Annotated in this window: 16 protein-coding genes; all 16 read right to left on the reverse strand. The window is 51.1% G+C overall.

Annotation, left to right across the window (positions count from 1 at the left end; all coding sequences use genetic code 11):
• Positions 1-157 precede the first annotated feature (157 nt).
• Complete coding sequence (locus THEAE_RS0110115; protein WP_028987371.1) at positions 158-1,300, reverse strand: glycerate kinase; 1,143 nt, start codon at positions 1,298-1,300, stop codon at positions 158-160.
• A 24-nt stretch (positions 1,301-1,324) separates the two neighbouring features.
• The gene (locus THEAE_RS0110120; RefSeq protein ID WP_005583951.1) at positions 1,325-2,590 is read right to left on the reverse strand and encodes a GntP family permease; all 1,266 of its coding nucleotides are present in this window, start codon (positions 2,588-2,590) and stop codon (positions 1,325-1,327) included.
• A 112-nt stretch (positions 2,591-2,702) separates the two neighbouring features.
• Positions 2,703-3,839 carry a CdaR family transcriptional regulator gene (locus THEAE_RS0110125; protein ID WP_051430707.1) on the reverse strand — a complete coding sequence of 379 codons (1,137 nt, stop codon included), beginning with the start codon at positions 3,837-3,839 and terminating at the stop codon, positions 2,703-2,705.
• 447 nt (positions 3,840-4,286) lie between these two features.
• Positions 4,287-5,042, reverse strand: coding sequence for an NAD(+) synthase (gene nadE, locus THEAE_RS0110135; protein WP_028987373.1), 756 nt, complete (start codon positions 5,040-5,042; stop codon positions 4,287-4,289).
• Between the two features lie 142 nt (positions 5,043-5,184).
• A complete protein-coding gene (locus tag THEAE_RS0110140; protein ID WP_028987374.1) occupies positions 5,185-6,141 on the reverse strand; it encodes a LysM peptidoglycan-binding domain-containing protein in 957 nt (318 codons plus the stop codon).
• Positions 6,142-6,218: 77 nt separating this feature from the next.
• Positions 6,219-7,070 (reverse strand): prephenate dehydratase, encoded by an 852-nt coding sequence (pheA, locus tag THEAE_RS0110145; protein WP_005583956.1) that lies wholly within the window; start codon positions 7,068-7,070, stop codon positions 6,219-6,221.
• Positions 7,071-7,185: 115 nt separating this feature from the next.
• Positions 7,186-8,118, reverse strand: a complete 933-nt coding sequence (thrB, locus tag THEAE_RS0110150) for a homoserine kinase (RefSeq protein WP_028987375.1) — start codon at positions 8,116-8,118, stop codon at positions 7,186-7,188.
• Positions 8,111-9,181 carry a threonine synthase gene (thrC, locus tag THEAE_RS0110155; protein WP_028987376.1) on the reverse strand — a complete coding sequence of 357 codons (1,071 nt, stop codon included), beginning with the start codon at positions 9,179-9,181 and terminating at the stop codon, positions 8,111-8,113. The genes thrB and thrC overlap by 8 nt, the downstream gene beginning before the upstream one ends.
• Positions 9,182-9,325: 144 nt before the next feature.
• The gene (locus THEAE_RS0110160) at positions 9,326-9,781 is read right to left on the reverse strand and encodes an ACT domain-containing protein (protein WP_028987377.1); all 456 of its coding nucleotides are present in this window, start codon (positions 9,779-9,781) and stop codon (positions 9,326-9,328) included.
• Positions 9,782-9,912: 131 nt separating this feature from the next.
• Positions 9,913-10,917, reverse strand: coding sequence for a M23 family metallopeptidase (locus tag THEAE_RS0110165; protein ID WP_005583964.1), 1,005 nt, complete (start codon positions 10,915-10,917; stop codon positions 9,913-9,915).
• Between the two features lie 279 nt (positions 10,918-11,196).
• Positions 11,197-13,512 carry a nitric-oxide reductase large subunit gene (locus THEAE_RS0110170; RefSeq protein WP_028987379.1) on the reverse strand — a complete coding sequence of 772 codons (2,316 nt, stop codon included), beginning with the start codon at positions 13,510-13,512 and terminating at the stop codon, positions 11,197-11,199.
• Positions 13,513-13,683: 171 nt separating this feature from the next.
• Positions 13,684-14,880 carry an anti-sigma-I factor RsgI family protein gene (locus THEAE_RS0110175; RefSeq protein WP_028987380.1) on the reverse strand — a complete coding sequence of 399 codons (1,197 nt, stop codon included), beginning with the start codon at positions 14,878-14,880 and terminating at the stop codon, positions 13,684-13,686.
• Positions 14,877-15,608 (reverse strand): sigma factor, encoded by a 732-nt coding sequence (locus THEAE_RS0110180; RefSeq protein WP_028987381.1) that lies wholly within the window; start codon positions 15,606-15,608, stop codon positions 14,877-14,879. The genes THEAE_RS0110175 and THEAE_RS0110180 overlap by 4 nt, the downstream gene beginning before the upstream one ends.
• A 175-nt stretch (positions 15,609-15,783) precedes the next feature.
• The gene (locus THEAE_RS0110185) at positions 15,784-17,901 is read right to left on the reverse strand and encodes an RNA degradosome polyphosphate kinase (protein WP_028987382.1); all 2,118 of its coding nucleotides are present in this window, start codon (positions 17,899-17,901) and stop codon (positions 15,784-15,786) included.
• Positions 17,885-19,417, reverse strand: a complete 1,533-nt coding sequence (ppx, locus tag THEAE_RS0110190) for an exopolyphosphatase (protein WP_028987383.1) — start codon at positions 19,415-19,417, stop codon at positions 17,885-17,887. The genes THEAE_RS0110185 and ppx overlap by 17 nt, the downstream gene beginning before the upstream one ends.
• Before the next feature lie 59 nt (positions 19,418-19,476).
• Positions 19,477-20,166: a Crp/Fnr family transcriptional regulator gene (locus THEAE_RS0110195; RefSeq protein ID WP_028987384.1), complete on the reverse strand. Its 690-nt coding sequence runs from the start codon at positions 20,164-20,166 to the stop codon at positions 19,477-19,479.
• Positions 20,167-20,254 lie beyond the last annotated feature (88 nt).

The following is a 20,254-nucleotide window of genomic DNA, read 5'->3' on the forward strand; positions in this document are numbered from 1 at the left end:
AATCGGAACACGATTTTTGAAGAAATGAAAGAAAAGGCGAACACAGTCCTTGCAGGGGAAGAAAAAGCCGCCATCTACGTTCGGCGCAAAGTAAGAATGTTTGGTCACATCAAGGGGAATCGATCGTTCCGATGATTTTCATTTCGGGTCCAACTTTTTACCCCATATTTCTGCCGATTTTGCAAGTAACCGCAATATTTCGAGCGGTCTGAGCAACATAATCCGCAGCGTTTTCTAGCGCTTTTTCCAGCGGAATCACTCCCGGCACGACACTATAAAGAGCATCAATTCCGTGGCTCAGCACGAGTTCACTGTCGTCGGACAAGGAGCCGGCAAGCGAAATGACCGGAATTTGGTACCGCTTTGCTGCTTTTGCTACGCCGATCGGCGTTTTCCCGAATATCGTTTGTCCATCTATGCGTCCTTCTCCCGTAATCACCAGCGACGCACCTTGAATTCTCTCTGAAAAATGTACCGTTTCCAATACAATCTCAACACCTCGCTTCAGCTCCGCCTGTGAAAAGGTTAGCAATCCGGCGCCGAGTCCTCCGGCCGCACCGGCACCGGGAATATCTTTCACTTGCTTTCCAAGCACCCGTTCAATGACATCGGCATAGTGTTGTAAATTTCGATCTAGCGTTTCAACCATCTCCTGCGTCGCGCCTTTTTGCGGGCCAAAAATTGCTGAGGCGCCGTTTGCACCTGTCAACGGATTATCAACATCGCACGCAACCTCAATTTTTACGCGGTTTAGCCGCGCATCGAGCCCTGACAAGTCCATGTCGGCCAATTCGGACAAACATCCTCCTCCAGGACCGATCTCCTTTCCATACCGGTCTAAAAGGCGGCCGCCCAGCGCCTGAATCATGCCGGCTCCACCGTCATTCGTCGCGCTTCCTCCGATACCGATAATAATGCGCTCGGCCCCTTCGTTTAGCGCGGCGAGAATCAATTCCCCTGTTCCTCTCGTTGTCGTCACAAGCGGATTTCGCTTTTCTCGGGGAACGAGGTGCAACCCAGAGGCAGCAGCCATTTCAATGACTGCCGTTTTCCCGTCACCAAGCATGCCGAAAAAAGCTTGGACACGGTCCCCGAGCGGTCCTGTCACTTCCGTGGTCACAATTCTCCCATTTGTCGCGTCGACTAAAGATTGAACGGTTCCTTCCCCGCCGTCCGCCATCGGTATTTTCACATATTCCGCTTCGGGAAATATATCGCGAAACCCTTTTTCGATCGCATTCGCGACCGCAAGCGCCGACAAACTTTCTTTAAACGAATCAGGCGCGATAATGACTTTCATCTCATTCACCATCCCCCATTGCGATCATGAAAACAAACGAAAGACCCCAAAAATAAGCGTCGACATGACAGCCATCATCAATCCAATGAGCGACTCATATGGAATTAGCTTAAGCCGTTCCTTGATCTCCATATGGACACTACCGGCAGTAGCGTGGAAGAAGCTTCCATGCGGCAAATGATCCAGCACGGTCGCGCCGGAATGAACCATCGCGGCTCCGGCTAATGCGGAAATCCCCAAACTCATAATCGTTTCACCAAACACATTGCTGGCAACGGCCGTTCCCGCCGTCGTTGAAGCCGTCGCACCAGACATCAAAATTCCCGAGATCGGCGCCAAAACGAACGCCGGCAACCCGAAATGATCCAAACCGCTAATGATCGTATCTTTGAGAGAAGAATTGGCCACAATGCCCGCTAATGTCCCTGTTCCGACTAACATAATCGCGACGCCGGACATTTTCGATAGTCCAGATATCGCGTAATCATTCAACTTCTTCCTTTTTTGCATTACGATCGCGCCAACAATGCCGCCGACTGGAAGGGCAATTATTGGATCAATCGCAAGATTAAACAACGGTCGTAACGCAAGCAACACTATCGCAACGAGCGGACCAACGATAGCCGTTAATATCGAAGGCCCCTCCCCGCCGCTTTCTCTTTCCTGTACACCATAAACAAGTGTTCCTTTCCGCACGAGTTTTTTTGCGATCACGTATGTAACGATCAGGCCAAATGCCGCCGGGATGATACCAGCAGCCATTAATGACGTCAGCGGAACATGAAACGCATCCGCTGCGGCGATGGCATTCGGATTCGGCGACATAATGTTTCCCGCCTTCCCGCCGCCTATCATCGCCAGCAAAATCGCCGTTTTCGATAAGTTGGCGCGGCTTGCGATCGCCAACCCAATCGGAGCAACAGTAATGACCGCAACATCAATAAATACGCCGACTGCCGTCAGCAGCAGTGTCGCCACCGCAAGCGCGAGCAAAGCACGCGTTTCCCCAAGTTTTTGAACGATTGTTTCGGCAATCGATGACGCTGCCCCTGATTCAATTAATACTCCCGCTAATACCCCCGCCGCCAAAATACGCAACACGGCAGGAATCATGCCTTTCGCTCCATCCATCATAAGCGTAACCGTATCTGCCACGTTCACTCCGCCAACAATTCCACCAATGAAAGCTCCTGCAATCATTCCGTAAGCAGGGGAAACTTTCCGCAAAATCAGCACAATGGCAACAACTAGTGCTATGGTTGCCCCTAACGCGCTTACTTGAATATCCATAATCAGCCCTCCTTTATGCACTTTATTGTAAGCGCTGCCAGGTTCCGTTTCATTGTGGTAGAATTTAAAATTTCCGATTGCCTAGCTTTCCTGCCATTGTGCAAATGAACAATCAACGCAAACGATAGATGATCAAAGCTGCATAAAGCTGCAATAAATCTTTTGCGTTATAAGGGTCTTTTCCTGTAATGCGGCGAATCTTTTCTAAACGATAGCGCAGCGTATTGCGGTGAATGAATAATTTGTTCGCCGTCTTGTTCAATTCTCCTTTTTCCTCGATATACGTACTGAGCGTTTCTTGTAGTTCCCCTGTTTCATCTTGACAAAGAAGTTCTTCGTAAAATGAAAAAAATTGTTTTGCCAACGGTAGCTCCCCGATATGTGACAAAACCATTTCCAAGGCAATGTTTTCATAATAATAGACACGTTCATTGGGGTAGATTTTCCTTCCTATCTTCACCGCTTGCTTTGCCAATGTGTATGAATATCTGAATTCGCCAATATTGGCACCGTAAGGACCAATACCAATTTTTCCTCCAGGCATCTTTCGAGCCCATCTTTCCGCCGCATGGATTACGTCTCCAATGCTTTTTTCCTTGTGAGGCGCCCATTTCAACACGGCGATTTCGGAAGCGTATGTAAATGCAGCCACATCTTCCTGCTCTAATTCGTACGTAAGCACTCGAAAAAAACGTATTTGCTGTTCGGGAGTTTCGATTACCACCATAAACCGTGGAAGAGATAAGTCGATGCCGAGCGTCTTTGCCCGTTTGAGAAAACGCTCCTCTTCAATATGGTCATCAAAAATGAGCTGGTTGATCAGCTCTTCCGTGAGGCGCTGCTTCCACTGTCCTTGTTCTAAAAAAAATGATTGCTGCAACACAAGTTCAGCCGCCATTTTCACTAAGTGCGCATACTCCCGAATGTCGTCAGGATGCCCAGTAATGCCAATTACTCCTACCGTTTCCCCTAGAAAATGAATTGGCAAATTAATCCCCATTTTGACTCCGTTTAGCCGCCATACGGACCGTTCGTCAATTTCAACAGTCTTATTTTCCTTTAGTACTAGCAATGCCCCTTCATGAACATCACCGATTCTCTCTTTATCGCCGGAGCCAATAATAACTCCTTCCCGATCCATCACATTAATGTTTCTTCCTAAAATCTTCATGGTCCGTTCGACGATTTCTTGCGCTAACTCTTTCGTAAATGGATACAACACTTCTCCCTTCTTCCTCACAAAATTCATAAATACTCGCAATTACATTTTACACATCATCTCTGACATTGTTGTTTTTATTATCGTGTAAGATAACGCAAACATCGCACTGATGCTATCACCGCAATACGGAATTCAAAAAACCAATTTGAACATAAATTGAGTTGTAAAAAGCAAGCTATATCACCTCGTAAAATCACTTTTTCCGGTACTTTATTCACAAGTTCATGAACTCCTATGTCAAAAGTCGATTCAACCAAAAAGAAGGGATAAAACGCCAAATTTAATCGGGGAGCCTGTTGAGATAATGGATCCGTTATGGATGAGTGCATGGAGGAGCAGCGAAGGAATGAGCCCATAAAGGGGAGAGGGGGAATGGTTGTTCACACCGGATGTGGAAGAAAAAACAAAGAGAAGATTTCCCCCGGCTCTCCGCACGGCAGGAAACCCTCTCTTTTGGAGCCTCTATGCCTGGATTTAAATCCCCGGCATCAAGCTTCGTTTATGTTCCGAAATGCGGTGCAGGGTATCAATCCTCTCCTTCACCCTGGGATCCGCCTCGCCGGTGATGATGTAGCGGTCTAAATCTTCATACGTAAAGCCCATCTCCCCTTCATCGGTCTGATCCGCCCACAGGTCGGCGGTGGGGGGTTTTTTGCGGATCGATTCCGGAATTCCCAGGTATTCGGCTAGGATGCGAATCTGGGTTTTGGTCAGCGTGGCGATGGCGTTGAAATCGGCCAATCCATCCCCCCCTTTGGTCATATAACCCACATAAATTTCGCTGGCGTTACAGGTGTCCGCCACAAGATACCCCTTCTGATTGGCGATGGCATACAGGGTCGTCATGCGCAGCCTGGCCTTGGTGTTCCCCCTTGCCATATCGTTCAGGGGGAGTACGGCTTCCTCGATGCTTTGGATGATCGCATCATACGCTTTATTCAAATTCACGGTAACGAGGTTTAACCCGATGGCCTCCTTTAGCTTCGCCGCATCCTCCCCGTGCACCTCTTGGGAGTAGGCGGGCATCCAAACCCCAACCACCCGGTCTCGTCCCAGGGCACGGATACATAGCGCCGCCGTTACGGCACTGTCGATGCCTCCGGAAATTCCCACCACCGCTCCATTTAACCCGTTCCCCAAAACCTGTTCCCGGATAAAGTGTAATCGTCTCTCCAGATCCTCCTCCAGGTTCTCCCTGTATTCTTGGATAAATTGAAGAAAACGGTCCATGACGTCCGCTCCTTTCTTTTCTTTGTTAATCATTATAACAAAAAATGAAAGGAAACTCTACAACGGCGCCCGGACCCGCTGAGCGAAACCGTTCATCACCGTTCTTTTTTTTTCATGAGGAAGTGGATCATGCGTATCCCCATTACTTATATCCCGCCTCTTCTTCCTCCTCCCATTTTTCTGCCCAGTGCTCCAAATCGAAAAATTTCTCCTGGGTTCCCTGCCAGAGACCGTAAGGGGAAGGCGGCCTCATCATCCCTGCCGGAGGATAAGCCATGGGGGCGATGCTGTATGAGAAGAAGGGCAACCCCATTCCAGGAAATCGATCATAAGCTGAACCATATGCCGGGCGGATGGGATAGGGCGTCCCAATGCCGTACGAACCGAACGGATGATTGGGGAACACCCCCGGGGTTGGGGAAGGGAACCCTGAAAATCCATAGGCCGATGCATAGATTTGCGGCCCGTGCGCCGATGGGAGTTCGTGTGGCGGGGCATCCATCCAGGACGCACCGGCTTGCGGGGAATCGATCGGTTCCGGACGGTGAATGCCCGGCGGGGTGAAGAACTCCGAGTACGTATGCGGCCAATCCCAGGCAGCGCTCCCGCCCTTCACCGCAGGAGGATCCATCGGACTTGATTCGTCGACCGCATTCGGCATCTTGGAAAAAAGGTTCTCGGGGACCTTTTCTTTACCGGCGGGTTTTTCTAATCCTTCCTTTGGTTTCAGCTCAATCTTTGGTTGTATCTTTTCTTTCGGCTTTAGTTCTACCTTTGGCTTCATCTCTTCCTTCGGTTCTAGTTCTTCCATCGGTGCCGGGGGGTAGGAAGGAGCTTTTTCTTCCGCCGCTTCTCCCCTTCCTCCCCCTGTCTCCTGGTTTTCGGGAATCTCGGCAGGCCGCGCAGGTCGCCCCGCGAGGATTCCGTCTCGTGAGAGAGACATGCGGACCCCCTGGGACGGTATGCCTAATTTCATCCCAGCGATAATGGGGGTTCCTTCGATCAGACCATTCGCCTTTACGATCTCCTTCTCATCCACTTCATAGATTTTCGCCAACAGGGATAAGGTTTCCCCAGGACGTACCATATGAATGCGCACAGGCATAGCCTCCTATCTGGATGCATTAGTCACTATAACCTATGCACCCAAATCGGCAACGTGTTATAGAAGAATGCCTATTCTTTCGATTCATATACCGGATAGCTTCCTAGAAAGCGGACCTTGCAGCCCAGGGCTTCGATCTCCGCAAAGGTGGAGGGGAGGAGAATCGCATCCATCGGCCGTTCAATATCGATGAAAAAATGGTAGCTCCCAAGTCCCTTCTTCGTGGGGCGGGACTCGATGCGGGAAAGGTTAATCTTACGCCAGCTAAAACAGGAGAGCACCTGATGGAGGGCTCCCGGAAAATCGGCTCCCAAGGTGACGAGAATGGTGGTCTTCCTCTTGGGGGAAGGGGGAAGGGAAGGCTCCTCCCGCCCTACCATGAGGAAACGGGTATGATTCTCCTCATAGTCCTGAATTTCTTCCGCCCGAGAGACGAGATGATAAAGGTTAGCTGCACGTCGATTGCCGATGGCTGCCCACGGTTTGTCCGGGGATTCATAAACGAGACGGCAGGCTTCACTGGTGCTGGGCATAAATTCGACTTCCGCGTGGGACAATTCCTTTCGCAGATAGCGATGGGTTTGGGCGATGGCCTGGGGATGGGAATAAATCTTCTCAATCTCGGAAAAAGGAAGCCCCTGGTTCCTCGGATGAACGTAAAGGCCATGGTGTATGGGTAAAACCACTTCCGCCCAGATGGTTAGGTTTACTTCATGGATGAGCCAGTCGATCGATTGATTCACCGATCCTTCGATCGAGTTTTCGATGGGGACGATGGCATAGTTTACCTCTCCCCGGTCGGCTGCTTCCAAACAGTCAGGGATGGTTCGGTAACCGATGCGCTCCCCTTCATACGGAAGGGAGAGGGCCGCCTCTTCTGAAAAAGAACCGGACGGCCCCAGGAATGCCAACGTTTCTTTCAATGGTTTTTCCTCTCTTTCTCAATCAATGGTTCCACTCCATGGTATGATGTTCAAGATAAGTCACTGCAGCATCCGCCGGAAGAGGCGAATAAATCATGCGGAAAAATCTTTCCGGTTAGACCCGTTCTGTGATGGGGAGATGTTCTGCCCGGGCTCCTACCCGATCCATCTCCAGAGATAGGAAGCGGACTTTTTGAAGCCATTTTACCCCTTCTTCGTGGAGCAGGGATTGAAACGCCTCTCTCTCCCCCCGTCCTTCAAAAAGGGCCATGAAGGTGGGACCGGCACCGCTAAGATAAATCCCTTTGTTCCCCTTACCGCTCCAGGCCATGATCTCTTCTCCGAAAGGAATAAGGGGAAGACGGTAAGGTTGATGAATCTTGTCCGTTAAAGCCTGCCTTAGGTAGGAGGGATCTCCTCCCGTTAAGGAGGCGATGAGGAGAGCGGTCCTTGAGATCGTATGAATGACATCGTTTCGTTCATAGTGTTCCGGAAGAGCCGATCTAGCCTGGATGGTGGAGAGGGGAGTCTCCGGAACGATGGCTAAAAAGGAGAGGGAAAGTACGACCGGAACCGGAACGGCAAAGGCTCTCCCCTCCTCGACAAAGGCCGCCGTCATTCCTCCATAGAGGGCTGCCGCCACGTTATCCGGGTGTCCCTCCATCTCATAAGCGAATTGGAGGAGTTCCTCCTTCGTATACGGAGAGCCGCTCCATTCATTCCCCAGGAGGAGGCCGGCCACAATGGCGGTGGCGCTGCTGCCCAATCCCCGGGAGAGGGGGATCTGGCTGTCCAATTCGATGTGAAGGGGAGGTGCCGTCTCCCCCTTTTTCTCAAAAATATAGGAAAAGGCACGATAGACCAGGTTGGTTTCATCGGTGGGCAGGCGATCTTTTAAGGCCGGAGAGAGGTGGATCACCGTCTCCAGACTCTCCTTCGCCGTCACGGTGAGGTAGAGATTTAAGGCGATCCCTAAGGAATCGAAACCGGGACCTATATTGGCAGAGGTTCCCGGAACTTGAACGCGGATTCTCCTCTCTTTAGGCACGGCTCTTTTCCCCCTCCATCTCTCTTTGGCGCAGGGCTCTGATGAGAGAGGTGAGATCCGCATCGATGGATTGGGTCACAGGCGGGGCAACTTCCATGGCCGTCCCCGGATCCTTTAAGCCATTTCCCGTCAGAACGGCGACGACTCGAGATCCTTTCCGTATTTCCCCTGATATGACCTCTTTGCGGACTCCCGCCACGGAGGCGGCGGAGGCGGGTTCAACGAAGATCCCTTCCAACCGTGCCAAATCCTGATAGGCGGATACGATCTCTCGATCGGTCACGGAGTCAATCTTCCCCCCGGATTGCCGCATCGCTTCTACCGCCCCTGTCCAACTCGCAGGGTTGCCGATGCGGATCGCCGTTGCGACGGTCTCCGGCTCTGCGATGGGTTCCCCTCGGACGATCGCTGCAGCCCCCTCCGCTTCAAAACCGAACATGCGCGGCCGTTTCCCATGTGGAAGATACTGGACAAAACCCTTCCAATAGGCGGTGATGTTTCCCGCGTTACCCACCGGGATCGCCAGGATATCCGGAGCGCTTCCCAACTCGTCCACGATCTCAAAGGCAGCCGTTTTCTGCCCTTCGATCCGATAAGGGTTAACCGAATTGACCAGGGTGATGGGTTCTGATTCGGTGAGCTGCCGGACAAGGCGGAGCCCTTGATCAAAATTGCCGCGGATCTGATACACCTCCGCTCCGTAGAGAAAGGCTTGCGCCAGTTTACCCAGCGCCACCTTTCCTTCCGGGATGATCACGATCGCCCGGAGCCCGGCCCGGGCCGCATAAGCGGCTGCAGAGGCGGAGGTATTTCCGGTGGAAGCACAGATGATGGTCCGGCTCCCTTCCTCCATCGCTTTGGCGACGGCCATCACCATCCCCCGGTCTTTAAACGAACCGGTGGGGTTTAGCCCTTCAAGTTTTACATGCAGTTCAACCCCCAGACTCTCCGACATACGGGGGAGAAAGACCAGGGGGGTATTTCCCTCGTTTAGGGTTAACAGAGGGGTTGATTCCGTCACAGGGAGATATGCTTTATATCTTTGTAATATGCCTTGGGCCATCTGCTCCACTCCTCTCACTTTTTGACGTCCCTTCACGCGGCGTGCCGTTCTTCATACTCTGCTCATCCTAATCGTTCTACCATCCTCTCTAAATCCTCTTTTCCCTTTATCATTTCTTCGCCCCGAACGTCGCGGAAAAGGGATTTACCCCCTCCCGACGACGCTCGCTTTGGAAACCCCCTCCATTTGATTCAATCCATCAATGAGTTCACTCACACTACTCTCCAAGGTAGAAGTGTCCAGGGTAAGCGTTACATTGGCTACCCCCTGCAGGGGAATGGCTTGATTGATGGTGAGAACGTTACAGCCCGTTTCTGCAATATAGCGCAATACTTGGGATAGAATCCCTGTCTTGTGAACCAGATTCATGCTCACCACGATGATCTTCTCTTTCACGACCGCCTGAAAAGGAAAGACACCGTCCTTATATTTATAAAAGGCACTCCGGCTTAATCCCGTTCTCTGTACGGCCTCCATCACCGTTTCCGTTTTCCCGCTGGCCAACAATTGTTTTGCTTCGATGGTTTTCACAATCGCTTCTGGGAGGAGATCACCGCGAACTAAATAGAAGGTCTCCTCCGGTTTTCCCTTCAAGTCCATATTCCCCCTTCAATAAACACATGTGCATCCGATATAGACAGTATAAAGAAGAATTCTGTTTCGATCAACCCTTTTTTGCCGAAAAAAAACCGGCGCTTACTCCCCTCCGAATGAGTAAGGCCGGCGTTCGTTCATCCCTTGTTTTCTACCCACATTCCTTGCACCAATTGACCGTAGCCCTGAAAACGGATGTTGATCGATTTCATCTCATCCAGATGAGGAGAGTCCATCACCTGGAAATGAAGGTGGGGCTCCATGGAATCCCCGGAGTTTCCCACATAACCCAGCAGATCCCCGCGGGAAACCTTATCCCCTATCTCCACCGCAACGCTCCCCTTTTGCAATTGGGACAGGAGGCTGTATTCCCCGCTTCCATGTTTTAAAATCACATAGTTTCCAAACGGGTCGTCAAGATTGGGGATTCCCGGCTGATTTTCCTCCACATCCTCCTCCACAGCGACAACGCTTCCCTCGGCAGGGGCATATACCGGCTCCCCATAGCAATAATACTCTTCATTCGTCGCCCCGGTTCCTTCGTATTCCACCCCTTCCTCCATCTGGACGAAGTCCACGGCATACCGCTCCTGCTCCGATTTATAGTGATAATTGACCACCTCATCGGTGCCGCCCGAGAGGACAAACCAGACCCCTTCGAAGGGAAGGGAAAAAATGGTTTTGCTATATATTCCGTCGTTGGCCGAATAGGTCTCGAGCGGAGTAATGAGGAGGGCCTCCAAACGATTTTTCTCATTTAAGACCGCGGTAACCGATTTCCTCTTTGAGTCGTCGATCCAAATATATTTCCATCCATCCTTTGTTTTAAATTTCGTCTCTAATCGGTATTCTTTAACCCCTTCATTAAAGGCTTTTCCCAACTCGGCCAGACTTTGATAAGGGAGCTGTTGCTGAAAGCTCTTCGTGGCATGTTCGTAGATGTAGGCAAAGTCGTTCCGATGAAAATGGGAGATGATCTCTTCGGGAGTGGTAGGAAGATCGGATGCAGGAGGAGTTTCCACTTGAGGCGGAGAGACGGAATTGCCCGCTTCTTCCCCACAACCGCTGATGAGTACGAGCAGGCTTCCTAATAGAAGTATCGTAATCGTTTTTTCTGTCCTTCGCAGGATCTTCCCATTCATCTGCCTTTTCCCCTTTCTCCGTCCTTCTTCCCATATCTTCAGGAGTGCGTGTAAAAATGACAGAATCTATTTTACACTCTTATAAACGGATAAGAAGAGAAAAAGTTTCACCATTCGTAGTTTGAAATTGGGGCCCTACCGTCATCTTCCATTGCACAAAAACATACATCCCGTTCCACGACGATTGTGGTCCGGGATGTTTTCAGTTTCAAATTTGGGATCGGCTTTTTCGACTATACGCTTTTGAAACAGCCCTTCTCCAGTTGATCTCCGAAACGTTTACATCTCCAGAAGTTCTCCCTCTTTCACCGTCGGTTTCCTCAGGTTAAAGAGCGCGCGAACCGTGAAGATGAGGAGGGGAACCACTCCCAGGAGGATAAAGGCGGAATCGGGAATCAACCGAATCCAGAGAAGGAAGCGAACCGATCCATCTTGAAAAAATGCGGCGGAGCGTGAAAACCAGTACCCGGAATCGTAGGCCATTTTTAATTGAACCAACCCCACGGGAAGGAGTGTGAAGAGAATCATGCCCGCGAGTCCTAAGTTTAACCCCCACACCGATACCTTCAGCCACTTGTCGTTCCACCACTCCGGTTTCACCACATTCCGGAGGGAGAAGAGAAGGACGGCGATGGCAAACATCCCATAGACCCCCATCATTGAGCCATGCCCATGGGCTGCAGTCAACATTTGCCCATGTTCAAAATAGTTGACCGCCGGTAGATTGATCAAAAAGCCCAAGACGCCCGCTCCAAGAAGGTTCCATATGGCGGTGGAGATAAGGAACCAGAATGAGGCACGGTAGGGGAAGTTTACTCCCCCATGTCGCAACATCCTGTAGTGTCCGTAAGCGTCGAGAATAAGGAGGGTGAGTGGAATCACTTCCAAGGCAGAGAAGACCGCTCCCAGGGCAACCCATACCTCCGGTGAACCGTTATAGTAATAATGATGTCCAATCCCGATCACGCCGGAACCTAGCAAAAGGATGATCTGAAAGTAAAGGGCTCGTATCGTGGAAGCTTTGGTGGTAAGTTTCATCTGCACCATGAGAAAACCGATGACCACGACGGCAAATACTTCGAAGATGCCCTCCACCCAGAGATGGATGATCCACCAGCGCCAGTAGTCGGCAAAAGTAAAGCTGGTTCCCGGATTTATGAGAAAGGCGAAGAGGTAAAAGAAGGGAACGGCGATGGCTGAATAGAAGAGAAGGTGAACCAGACCGCCCCGGTCTTTTTCCTGCTTTAGCCCATCTCTTAAGCCTCGATAGACGATGATCAGCCAAAGGGTCATTCCGATCGCCAAAATAATCTGCCAGATCCTTCCAAGTTCCAAGTACTCCCATCCCTGATGACCGAGAAGAAACCAGACATTTCCCAGGAAGCCTTTCGCTCCTAACCACTCTCCCACCATGCTCCCGCCAACCAAAACAACGAGTGCCCAAAAGAGGAAGTCTACCAGTAACCCCTGATATTTCGGCTCCCTTCCGCCGACGAGGGGAGCCACATAGATCCCCATGCCCAGCCAAGCCGTGGCGATCCAGAAAATGGCCAATTGAAGATGGTAGGTTTTCGCCAACGTAAAAGGAAAGAGATTAACGATCCAATCCAATCCATAGAAAGAATCGGGTTCCAAATAATAGTGGGCCAGGAGTCCTCCAAACATGACCTGTACAAAGAAGAGAGCTGCAACCACGGCAAAATATTTTCCCGTCTTCCGTTGGGAAGGAGTTAGCGGATCTGCCGCCAGATTGAATGAGGGGAAATGCCCAGGGAGATAAGCCTCTTCCATCTCCAGTTTGTAGCGATAGTAGACAAACATGATCAGGGCTAACATGAGGATGAGTACTGTGACGGAGATGCCGCTCCACAAAATGGCGCCAAAGGAAAGTTGATTGCCCGCTTCCGTATAAAAAGGCCAATTGTTGGTATAGGTGATCGTTTCTCCAGGCCGCAAGGTACTGGAAAGCCATGCGGTCCAAAAGAAGAAATCGGAGAGTTGATCAATTTGGTCTCCTGATGCGACGTAGGCGCGATCCCCACGAGGCATGTGCGCTTCGGAGATGAAGGCGGGTAGAATCCCATTCTCATCCCCTTGGGTAAAGGCTTTCTTGTAATACACCCTCACAGCTTCCAATCCGGCGGTCTGGGCATCTGTCAAGACCAATTGCTTTTTCGCCGCATCGTAACGGTTTTCTTTGATCTCCGCAATCACCTTTTCACGGATCGCCGCCTGTTCTGTAGAGGATAAGGCGGTAAATGCTTTCTTATAATCGACTCTTGCGTAGAATTCCTGCATCGCTTCCGTATACACTCGGAGGGTTTCCGCCGTGTAATCCGGGCCCAAATAGGAACCATCCCCGAGCACCGTTCCATAATCCATCAACCCATACTTTTGGAAAACCGCCTGTCCACCGATGAGCTGCTCCTTGGTAAAAACAATTTCCCCCGCTTGATTAACCACCTTCTCGGGACGGGGAGCTTGGTCTTTAAAAACCCAGTACCCCCCCATGAGGAGAACCGAAAAACTTAAAATGAGCGTAAAAATGAGAACCGATTTAAGAAAGGAAATCCGGGTGGTTCCCGCCTCTTTCATCGCCGAATGGCTGGCAGGCCGTTCCTTCGCCATCACACATCCTCCCTTTTTTCTTTGATTTAACGACCTCATTGTACGAGGCTTGAAAAAAGGGAGGCGTGACGGAAATCACAGATTTGAATGCCGCTTGTTACAATTCTGTTACAGCTTCTCTTTCATCTTTTTCCTTCCTCATCTCTTCCCATCTCCTTGGTTTTGCTCGTTCCCTTTTTCTTTCTCTCCACCTTTTTTCTTCTCATGTTCCGCCTTTACATCCTTTCCCCCTTCGTTCTTTTTGCCGGACCCTTCCTTATTTCCCGATTCCTTATTTCCCGATTCGTTATTTCCCGATTCGTTATTTCCCGATTCGTTCGTTTCTTTTCCTCCCGTCTTTTCTCCTACTTGCTTTATCTCCCCGCTCTGTTTTATGCCTTCCCCGGTCCGGCCGCTCGCATTCTTCCCCGCATCATCTTTCTTCTGACCCTTCTTCTCCCCTTCCGCCCGCTTCACTCCGTCGATCCCATTCACTCCCTGATCCTCCGTGTTCTCGTCCTTCTTCCCCTTGCCGTTGTCCCCTTTTTGGGGTTCTTGTCTCAAGATTTCCCCGTCGTTCAGGATATCGTTCAGGTTGATCTTGAATTCCTCCATCAGTTGTACGGTCGGCGTTTTTTTCTCTTTCTCGGAAATCTTCGACCCACTTTTTTCTAAATATTGGAGAACGGCATATTTATAAACGGGAAGATTTTTTTTGTGGGCCTCGTCCAGATTTTTCGGATCGGCGGAAGTGAGGATCACTTTCCCTTTCTCTTCACCTGCCGTCAAGACCTCGCCGATTTTCGCAAGGATTTCTTCTTTTTTGACCTCACTTTTTAGCGGAACAACGGTAGCGACGACCCAGGCATCCGGTTTTTGAAGATACCCTTTCTCTTTCGCTCTGGCCGTAATCTCGCCAACCGCCTCCGTTATGTTCGCCCCTTTTAACAGAAGCCCTTCTAAGAAACGGTTCGTTTCCTCATCATAGGCAATCACCTTTTGCACCCGATCTTGGCGGTCCACATAAAGCTCCAGGTTGGGATTGATGTCCAGGGCAACGACATAGGCGGCCTCCGGTGTGATCGGTCGAATCAATATGGACCCTGCAATGATGAGGAGGATCAGGGCGGCCACCGCGAGGCGGCGCAGGGGGAATCGTTGTATCCCAGGAAATCCCTTCTTGCCGGCGATGCCCTCGTTCGAAGGAGCCAACTCCTCTTCGATCTCATATTCCAACTCCTCGCCGAGGAGGGGGAGGGGATGGGGAAGAGGGCGGCGGTAAAATCCTCCATCTTGCCCCAGAAGGATCATCCCGTCCTGTTCCAGCTTTAAAACGATCCCTTTTCCCTTTTTCATGTTTCATCCCCTCCTTTTCGTATGTATTCTTTCAGGCGTTCCAAATCAGGATGAAGAAGAAGGATAATGACCGCTAATATATATTTACGGTTTTTCTCGATGGTTTTGGTGGGGGTCCCGGAGTAGCGGGCCAGATCGGCGATCGGAAGCCGCCTTTTTTTTCTCAATTTCTCCACCAGTTCAGGGGAGGTGGCGAAGGTTTGGGCCAGTTTAAAACAGTTTTGCCGGGTGTCCTTATGTTTGGGGGAGATGTCGGGAAGTTCATGGAAGGAGAGGTGATATTTCTCCAATTCCGACTCATAGAGGAGAATCTCTTGGATCAGTTCCGCGCGCCCTTCTTCCCATTGATGCCGGCGCAAGGCTTCTTCCCACTCATAGGGAGAGGTTTCCCCTTCTTCTCCCTCCCCGTCGATGGGGCGCCCCTCCTCCAGGGACAGGTGGTTAAACTTTCGCTCCTTGCGAAAGAAGTCGATCAATTCCCTGGAGATGAGGAGATAGCTGTAGCTTAGAAAATGCTTGCCCATCTTTTCGTCGTAATGATCGATGGCTTTGTTTAAGGCGTTTAAGCCGATGCTGCTTTCGTCGTCGCTCCAAGTGAGAAAGCGATGGGTAATTCTGGAGGCCACATTTAAAACAAAGGAGCGGAAATGGCTGAGCACTTTTTCCCGGCTTACCTGATCTCCACTCTTCGCCTTTTTGATTATTTGACGCAATTCTTCCTCGTTCATCCTCTCCCCCCTTCCCCGTAGGAGCGGTTTCGCCCTTTTTCTCTTCCGGTTTAGGGCGTTTCTCTTAAACCTCACTTGCAGCAAGCTGCATCCTGCCGGATCGGTTTTATTATGGACGGGACCCTTTTATCAGTACGCCCTACCTCTTCATTTTCGGAGGGGTTTTTCCGTTTTCCTAAAACTTGCGGAAAGGGTGGCGCGCGCTCTGCCTCAGTTCTTCTTCCGCCAAACGGTAGAGATATTCATGGGTGTAAAGGGGTTCCTCCCCTTCCGCAGGCTTCACCCGGACATAAGTGCCGTCCGTCATCAGCTCCCGCCGCTTCACGTTATCCATCAATTGGATCTCCAAAAATTGGATGATGCGTTTCTTCAATCGGGGGTTAAGGATGGGAAAGAGGGCTTCCACCCGCCGGTCCAGATTCCGGGTCATCCAGTCGGCACTGGAGACAAAGACCTTCTCCCGCCTCCCGTATTGAAAGTAGTAGACGCGGCTATGTTCCAGGAACCGGCCTACGATGCTAAAAACCCGGATATTTTCGCTTATCCCGGGTATACCGGGGCGAAGACAGCAAATGCCCCGGATGATGAGGTCGATCTTTACCCCACAGGAAGAGGCGCGATAGAGGGCTTTGATCATCTCCTTATCGGTGAGGGAGTTCATCTTGGCGATGATATGCCCCGGCCGCTCCGGCGTGGAATGGGAGATCACCTCTTCAATATTGGCGATGAAGGTTTCCCGAAGCCCCGTCGGCGCCACGCTCAGATGGTGCAGTTCAGGCAGGGAGGAGTAGCCGGAGAGTTGGTTAAAAATCGAGGAGACATCCTCCCCGATCGCTTCGTTCACGGTAAAAAGGCTAAGGTCGCTGTAGATTTTGGCGGTATTCTCGTTATAATTGCCGGTGCCCAAATGGACATAACGGCGGAGCCGATCCCTTTCTTGCCGGACGACCAGGATCATCTTCGCATGGGTTTTTAGTCCCACCAAGCCGTAGATCACATGGCAGCCGGCCTGCTCCAGCTTTTTCGCCCATTCGATGTTTTTTTCTTCATCAAAACGAGCTTTAAGCTCGACCAAAACGGTCACCTGCTTTCCCCTTTCCGCCGCCTCCGCTAAAGCGGCTACGATGGGGGAATCGCCTCCTACCCGGTAGAGGGTTTGTTTAATCGCCAACACGTGGGGATCTTGGGCCGCCTGCCGAACGAAATGGATGACCGGTTCAAAAGATTCATAGGGGTGGTGAATCAAAAGATCTTTGTTGCGGATCGCTTCAAAGATGTCCTGTTCTCCCCTAAGATCCACCGGGGGAAGGGGGGGAAGATCCGGATACCGAAGGGATTGAAAACCGGACTGGCCCACGAACCGATAGAGGAAGGTGAGATCAAGAGGTCCTTCAATCTCTACGAACTCATGGGGGCTGATCTCTTCCCATTCTTCCAACACCCCCCTCAGGAAGGGGTGCATTCCCTTCTCCACCTCGATGCGGACAGCGGCCCCCATCTTCCGCTTCTTCAGTTCTTTCTCGATTTCTTCCAGGAGGTCTTCCGCTCCCTCTTCATTCAATGTGAGGTCGGCATTCCGAGTAATCCGGAAGGAGCCTGCGGAGAGGATCTTCTTTCCCCGGAAAAGATCGGTCAGATGATTGCGGATCAACTCTTCCAAGAGGATATAGGTTCGTTTTCCCTCCTGATTGGGAACCTCGATGAAACGGGGCAAAACGCTCGGAACCTGAACGAAGGCAAATAGGTGCTTCTCCTTCTCCGCCTCTTCCGGATCGATCAGGATGGCCAGGTTTAAGCTGCGGTTTAAGAGCATGGGGAAGGGGCGGCTTGCATCGACCGCCATGGGGGTGAGCACCGGGTAAATGAGCCGGTCGAAGAGGTCGGATAGGTAGGCTTTCTGGTCTTTGTTTAATTCTTTAAATTTCAAAAAAAGGATCCCCTCTTGGGCCAGAAGGGGGAGGAGCTGATCGTTCCAGGCAGACATCATCTCCCCCATGAAGATCTTGCTCCGCTCCAAAGCCGCTTCCCACTGCTCTCTGGCACTCATTCTCGTCTTATTGTCAATGATGTTTCTCCCTGACTTCACCTGATCCTTCAGGCCCGCGATGCGGACCATGAAAAATTCGTCCAGGTTGGAGGCGGTGATCGCCAGGAATTTTAACCTCTCAAAGAGGGGATTCTTCTCATCCCGGGCTTCCTCCAGCACCCTCTCGTTAAAGGAGAGCCAGCTTAACTCCCGATTGATGTAGTAGGATGGATGGTCAAAATCTTTCGTTTCATTCTCTAATCCCATCCCGATTCACCTCCAACGAAAAATCCCTGTGATAGGCTTTCGAAAGCTTCTTCACCCATTCAGAGGCCAGTTCCATCTGCAAAAAGGAGTCTTCCGCGGCTCTCACGCGGATCGTGCCCCCCTTCTCCCCTCCGATAAATTCAATTTCCTTTATATCTCCGGTTTCTGTCCGGTCCAACGTGCGGACAAAGCGAAGCAGGACGCCCAACTGGATCACCAGAGGGAGATCTTCTTCATGGAGGAATTCTTCGTAACGGGATAGCTCCGTGCTCACTTGTTTCGTGCTCTTATACGAGGCGATGGCGGCGATTAAGACCCGCTCCCGATGGGTGACGCCGTACAAGGGAGCGTGAAGAAGGAGGTAAAAGGTATGCTTGCTGGCGTCGTAGATGCTGATGCTCCGGCCTACATCGTGGAGGAGAGCGGCCGTTTTTAGCCACTTCAACTCCTCTTTTCCAAACGCGTGAATCCCCGCTTCCTTCATCGCCGTAAAAAGTCGCTCTGAAAAACAGGCTACACGCCAGGCATGCGCACGATTCATATGAAAATGATCCAGGTTATTCTCGATGCTGTGGAGGAGCATGTCGGAGAGGAGTTCCTCATTCTTTGCTTTTAAGACCTCTTCCATGAGGATTCCGTCTCTCAGCCCCTTATTGCTCAAAATAAATTGGTTGGCTTCCGCTCTCCTTACCACCAGATCCAGGATGGCGGCACCGGCGATGATGATGTCGGCCCGGTCTGCGGAAAGGCCGCCCATCTCCTTTCGCTTCGTCAGAGGGGTGGAAAGCAGGAGTTCAAGGATGCCGGTTACCTCATAGGGCCACATCTGGTAGGCATGCAGGATGCTTAACGGATACTGGCGCTGAGCTTGGTGAATTTTGGCGATGGTACGGGCCGCTCCGCCCATGCCGATGACGGGGCAACGCCTTCCCGCCGTCCATGGATACTTCTCCAATTCGGTAAGGAGGGTCCGCTCCAGGCGCTTCATCTCTTTGGATGTCGGGGGATCGCCCTGCAGGAATTCCTTCGTTGCGTTGACGCCTCCATAGGGAATGGAGATTTTCTCCAACACCTTTCGATCTTTAAAATAGGTGATTTCGGTGCTTCCTCCGCCCACATCGACGGTGAGGGCTTCCTCCAAGGGAATGGTGTTTACCACAGCCAGGTATCCGTAACGGGCTTCTTCTTCCCCGCTTAAGATGCGGACGGGAATACCGGTCTCCCGGTAAATCCTCTCCACCAATTCCTCCCGATTCTTCGCGATCCGCACCGCCTGGGTGGCAACGCAGATCACCTCTTCCACCTCATACGCTTCGCAAAGTTGTTTAAACTGGCGCAACACATGAACGGTGATCCGTATCCCTTCATCCGAAATCCGGCCTTCCCGGTTGATGTGGTTGCTGAGGCGAACCACCTGCTTTAAGTTATCTACCTCTTTTTGGGTTCCGTGGGGGCCCTGCTGGTAGACCACCAACCTAACCGAATTAGAACCTAAATCGATCACCGCTTTTAACATGGGTTGATACTCCTTTCCCCTTTATGTTCAAATCGTAGGCATAAGACCGGTTACCCGATTTACAGGATGTGAATGAGCCGCTCCATGTCGATGATCATCCTCCCATCCTGGCTATAGGAAAGGAGCCCTTCCTGTTTTAACTGGTTTAAGGAGCGACTCATGGTCTCCCGACTGGTCCCGATCATGTTGGCCAATTCTTTATGGGTAAAACGGTTGCGTATTTTCCTCCGCCCATCCGGGAGCGGATCTCCGTAGTTTTTCGCCATACGGAGCAGAAGTAGGTAAATCTGCTCCTGGGTGTCGTGGAGCAATTTTTCTTCGAGGCGTTGGTGCAGATCCATGAGACGATCGGACAGCTCCCGGAATAACCGAATGGTAATGCTGGGATGGCGAAGGAGAACTTCTTCAAAATCGGCGATAAACAAAACCATCGCCTCGGCTTCTTCCGTCGTTTCCGCATTGGCCGGATAGCTGCCCCGCTTAAAGAAGCCGATATGGGGAAAAAGGTCCCCTTCCTCCATGAGGTTTACCATCTGTTCCCGGCCATCTTCTCCAATGCGGTAGATTCTTACCTTTCCGGAGAGGAGGAAAAAGATCCGATCGAGGGGATCTCCCTCGTAGAAGAGATGGGTATGCGCCGGATAATGCCTTCTTTGGGAGACCTCGGCGAACTTTCCGAGCTCTTCATCGCTTAGGGTTTGAAACCATTCGATTTTTTTTAGCCGGTCCGAATCATCTTTTTCTATCATCACTTATTTTCCCTCTATGGAATGGTGTTCTCCTCTTTATTATTCACTTGTTTCTTATGTTAGGCAAGGTGAAATTGCGGACCGTCCA

Source organism: Thermicanus aegyptius DSM 12793 (assembly GCF_000510645.1).
In the GTDB taxonomy this organism is placed as follows: Bacteria; Bacillota; Bacilli; order Thermicanales; family Thermicanaceae; genus Thermicanus; species Thermicanus aegyptius.

Coding starts and splice junctions, on each gene's coding strand:
- THEAE_RS0110115 (WP_028987371.1), bottom strand. CDS start 1,300: ATGAAAGTCATTATCGCGCCTGATTCGTTTAAAGAAAGTTTGTCGGCG.
- THEAE_RS0110120 (WP_005583951.1), bottom strand. CDS start 2,590: ATGGATATTCAAGTAAGCGCGTTAGGGGCAACCATAGCACTAGTTGTT.
- THEAE_RS0110125 (WP_051430707.1), bottom strand. CDS start 3,839: ATGAATTTTGTGAGGAAGAAGGGAGAAGTGTTGTATCCATTTACGAAA.
- nadE (WP_028987373.1), bottom strand. CDS start 5,042: ATGGACCGTTTTCTTCAATTTATCCAAGAATACAGGGAGAACCTGGAG.
- thrC (WP_028987376.1), bottom strand. CDS start 9,181: ATGGCCCAAGGCATATTACAAAGATATAAAGCATATCTCCCTGTGACG.
- THEAE_RS0110160 (WP_028987377.1), bottom strand. CDS start 9,781: ATGGACTTGAAGGGAAAACCGGAGGAGACCTTCTATTTAGTTCGCGGT.
- THEAE_RS0110165 (WP_005583964.1), bottom strand. CDS start 10,917: ATGAATGGGAAGATCCTGCGAAGGACAGAAAAAACGATTACGATACTT.
- THEAE_RS0110170 (WP_028987379.1), bottom strand. CDS start 13,512: ATGAAAGAGGCGGGAACCACCCGGATTTCCTTTCTTAAATCGGTTCTC.
- THEAE_RS0110175 (WP_028987380.1), bottom strand. CDS start 14,880: ATGAAAAAGGGAAAAGGGATCGTTTTAAAGCTGGAACAGGACGGGATG.
- THEAE_RS0110180 (WP_028987381.1), bottom strand. CDS start 15,608: ATGAACGAGGAAGAATTGCGTCAAATAATCAAAAAGGCGAAGAGTGGA.
- THEAE_RS0110185 (WP_028987382.1), bottom strand. CDS start 17,901: ATGGGATTAGAGAATGAAACGAAAGATTTTGACCATCCATCCTACTAC.
- ppx (WP_028987383.1), bottom strand. CDS start 19,417: ATGTTAAAAGCGGTGATCGATTTAGGTTCTAATTCGGTTAGGTTGGTG.
- THEAE_RS0110195 (WP_028987384.1), bottom strand. CDS start 20,166: ATGATAGAAAAAGATGATTCGGACCGGCTAAAAAAAATCGAATGGTTT.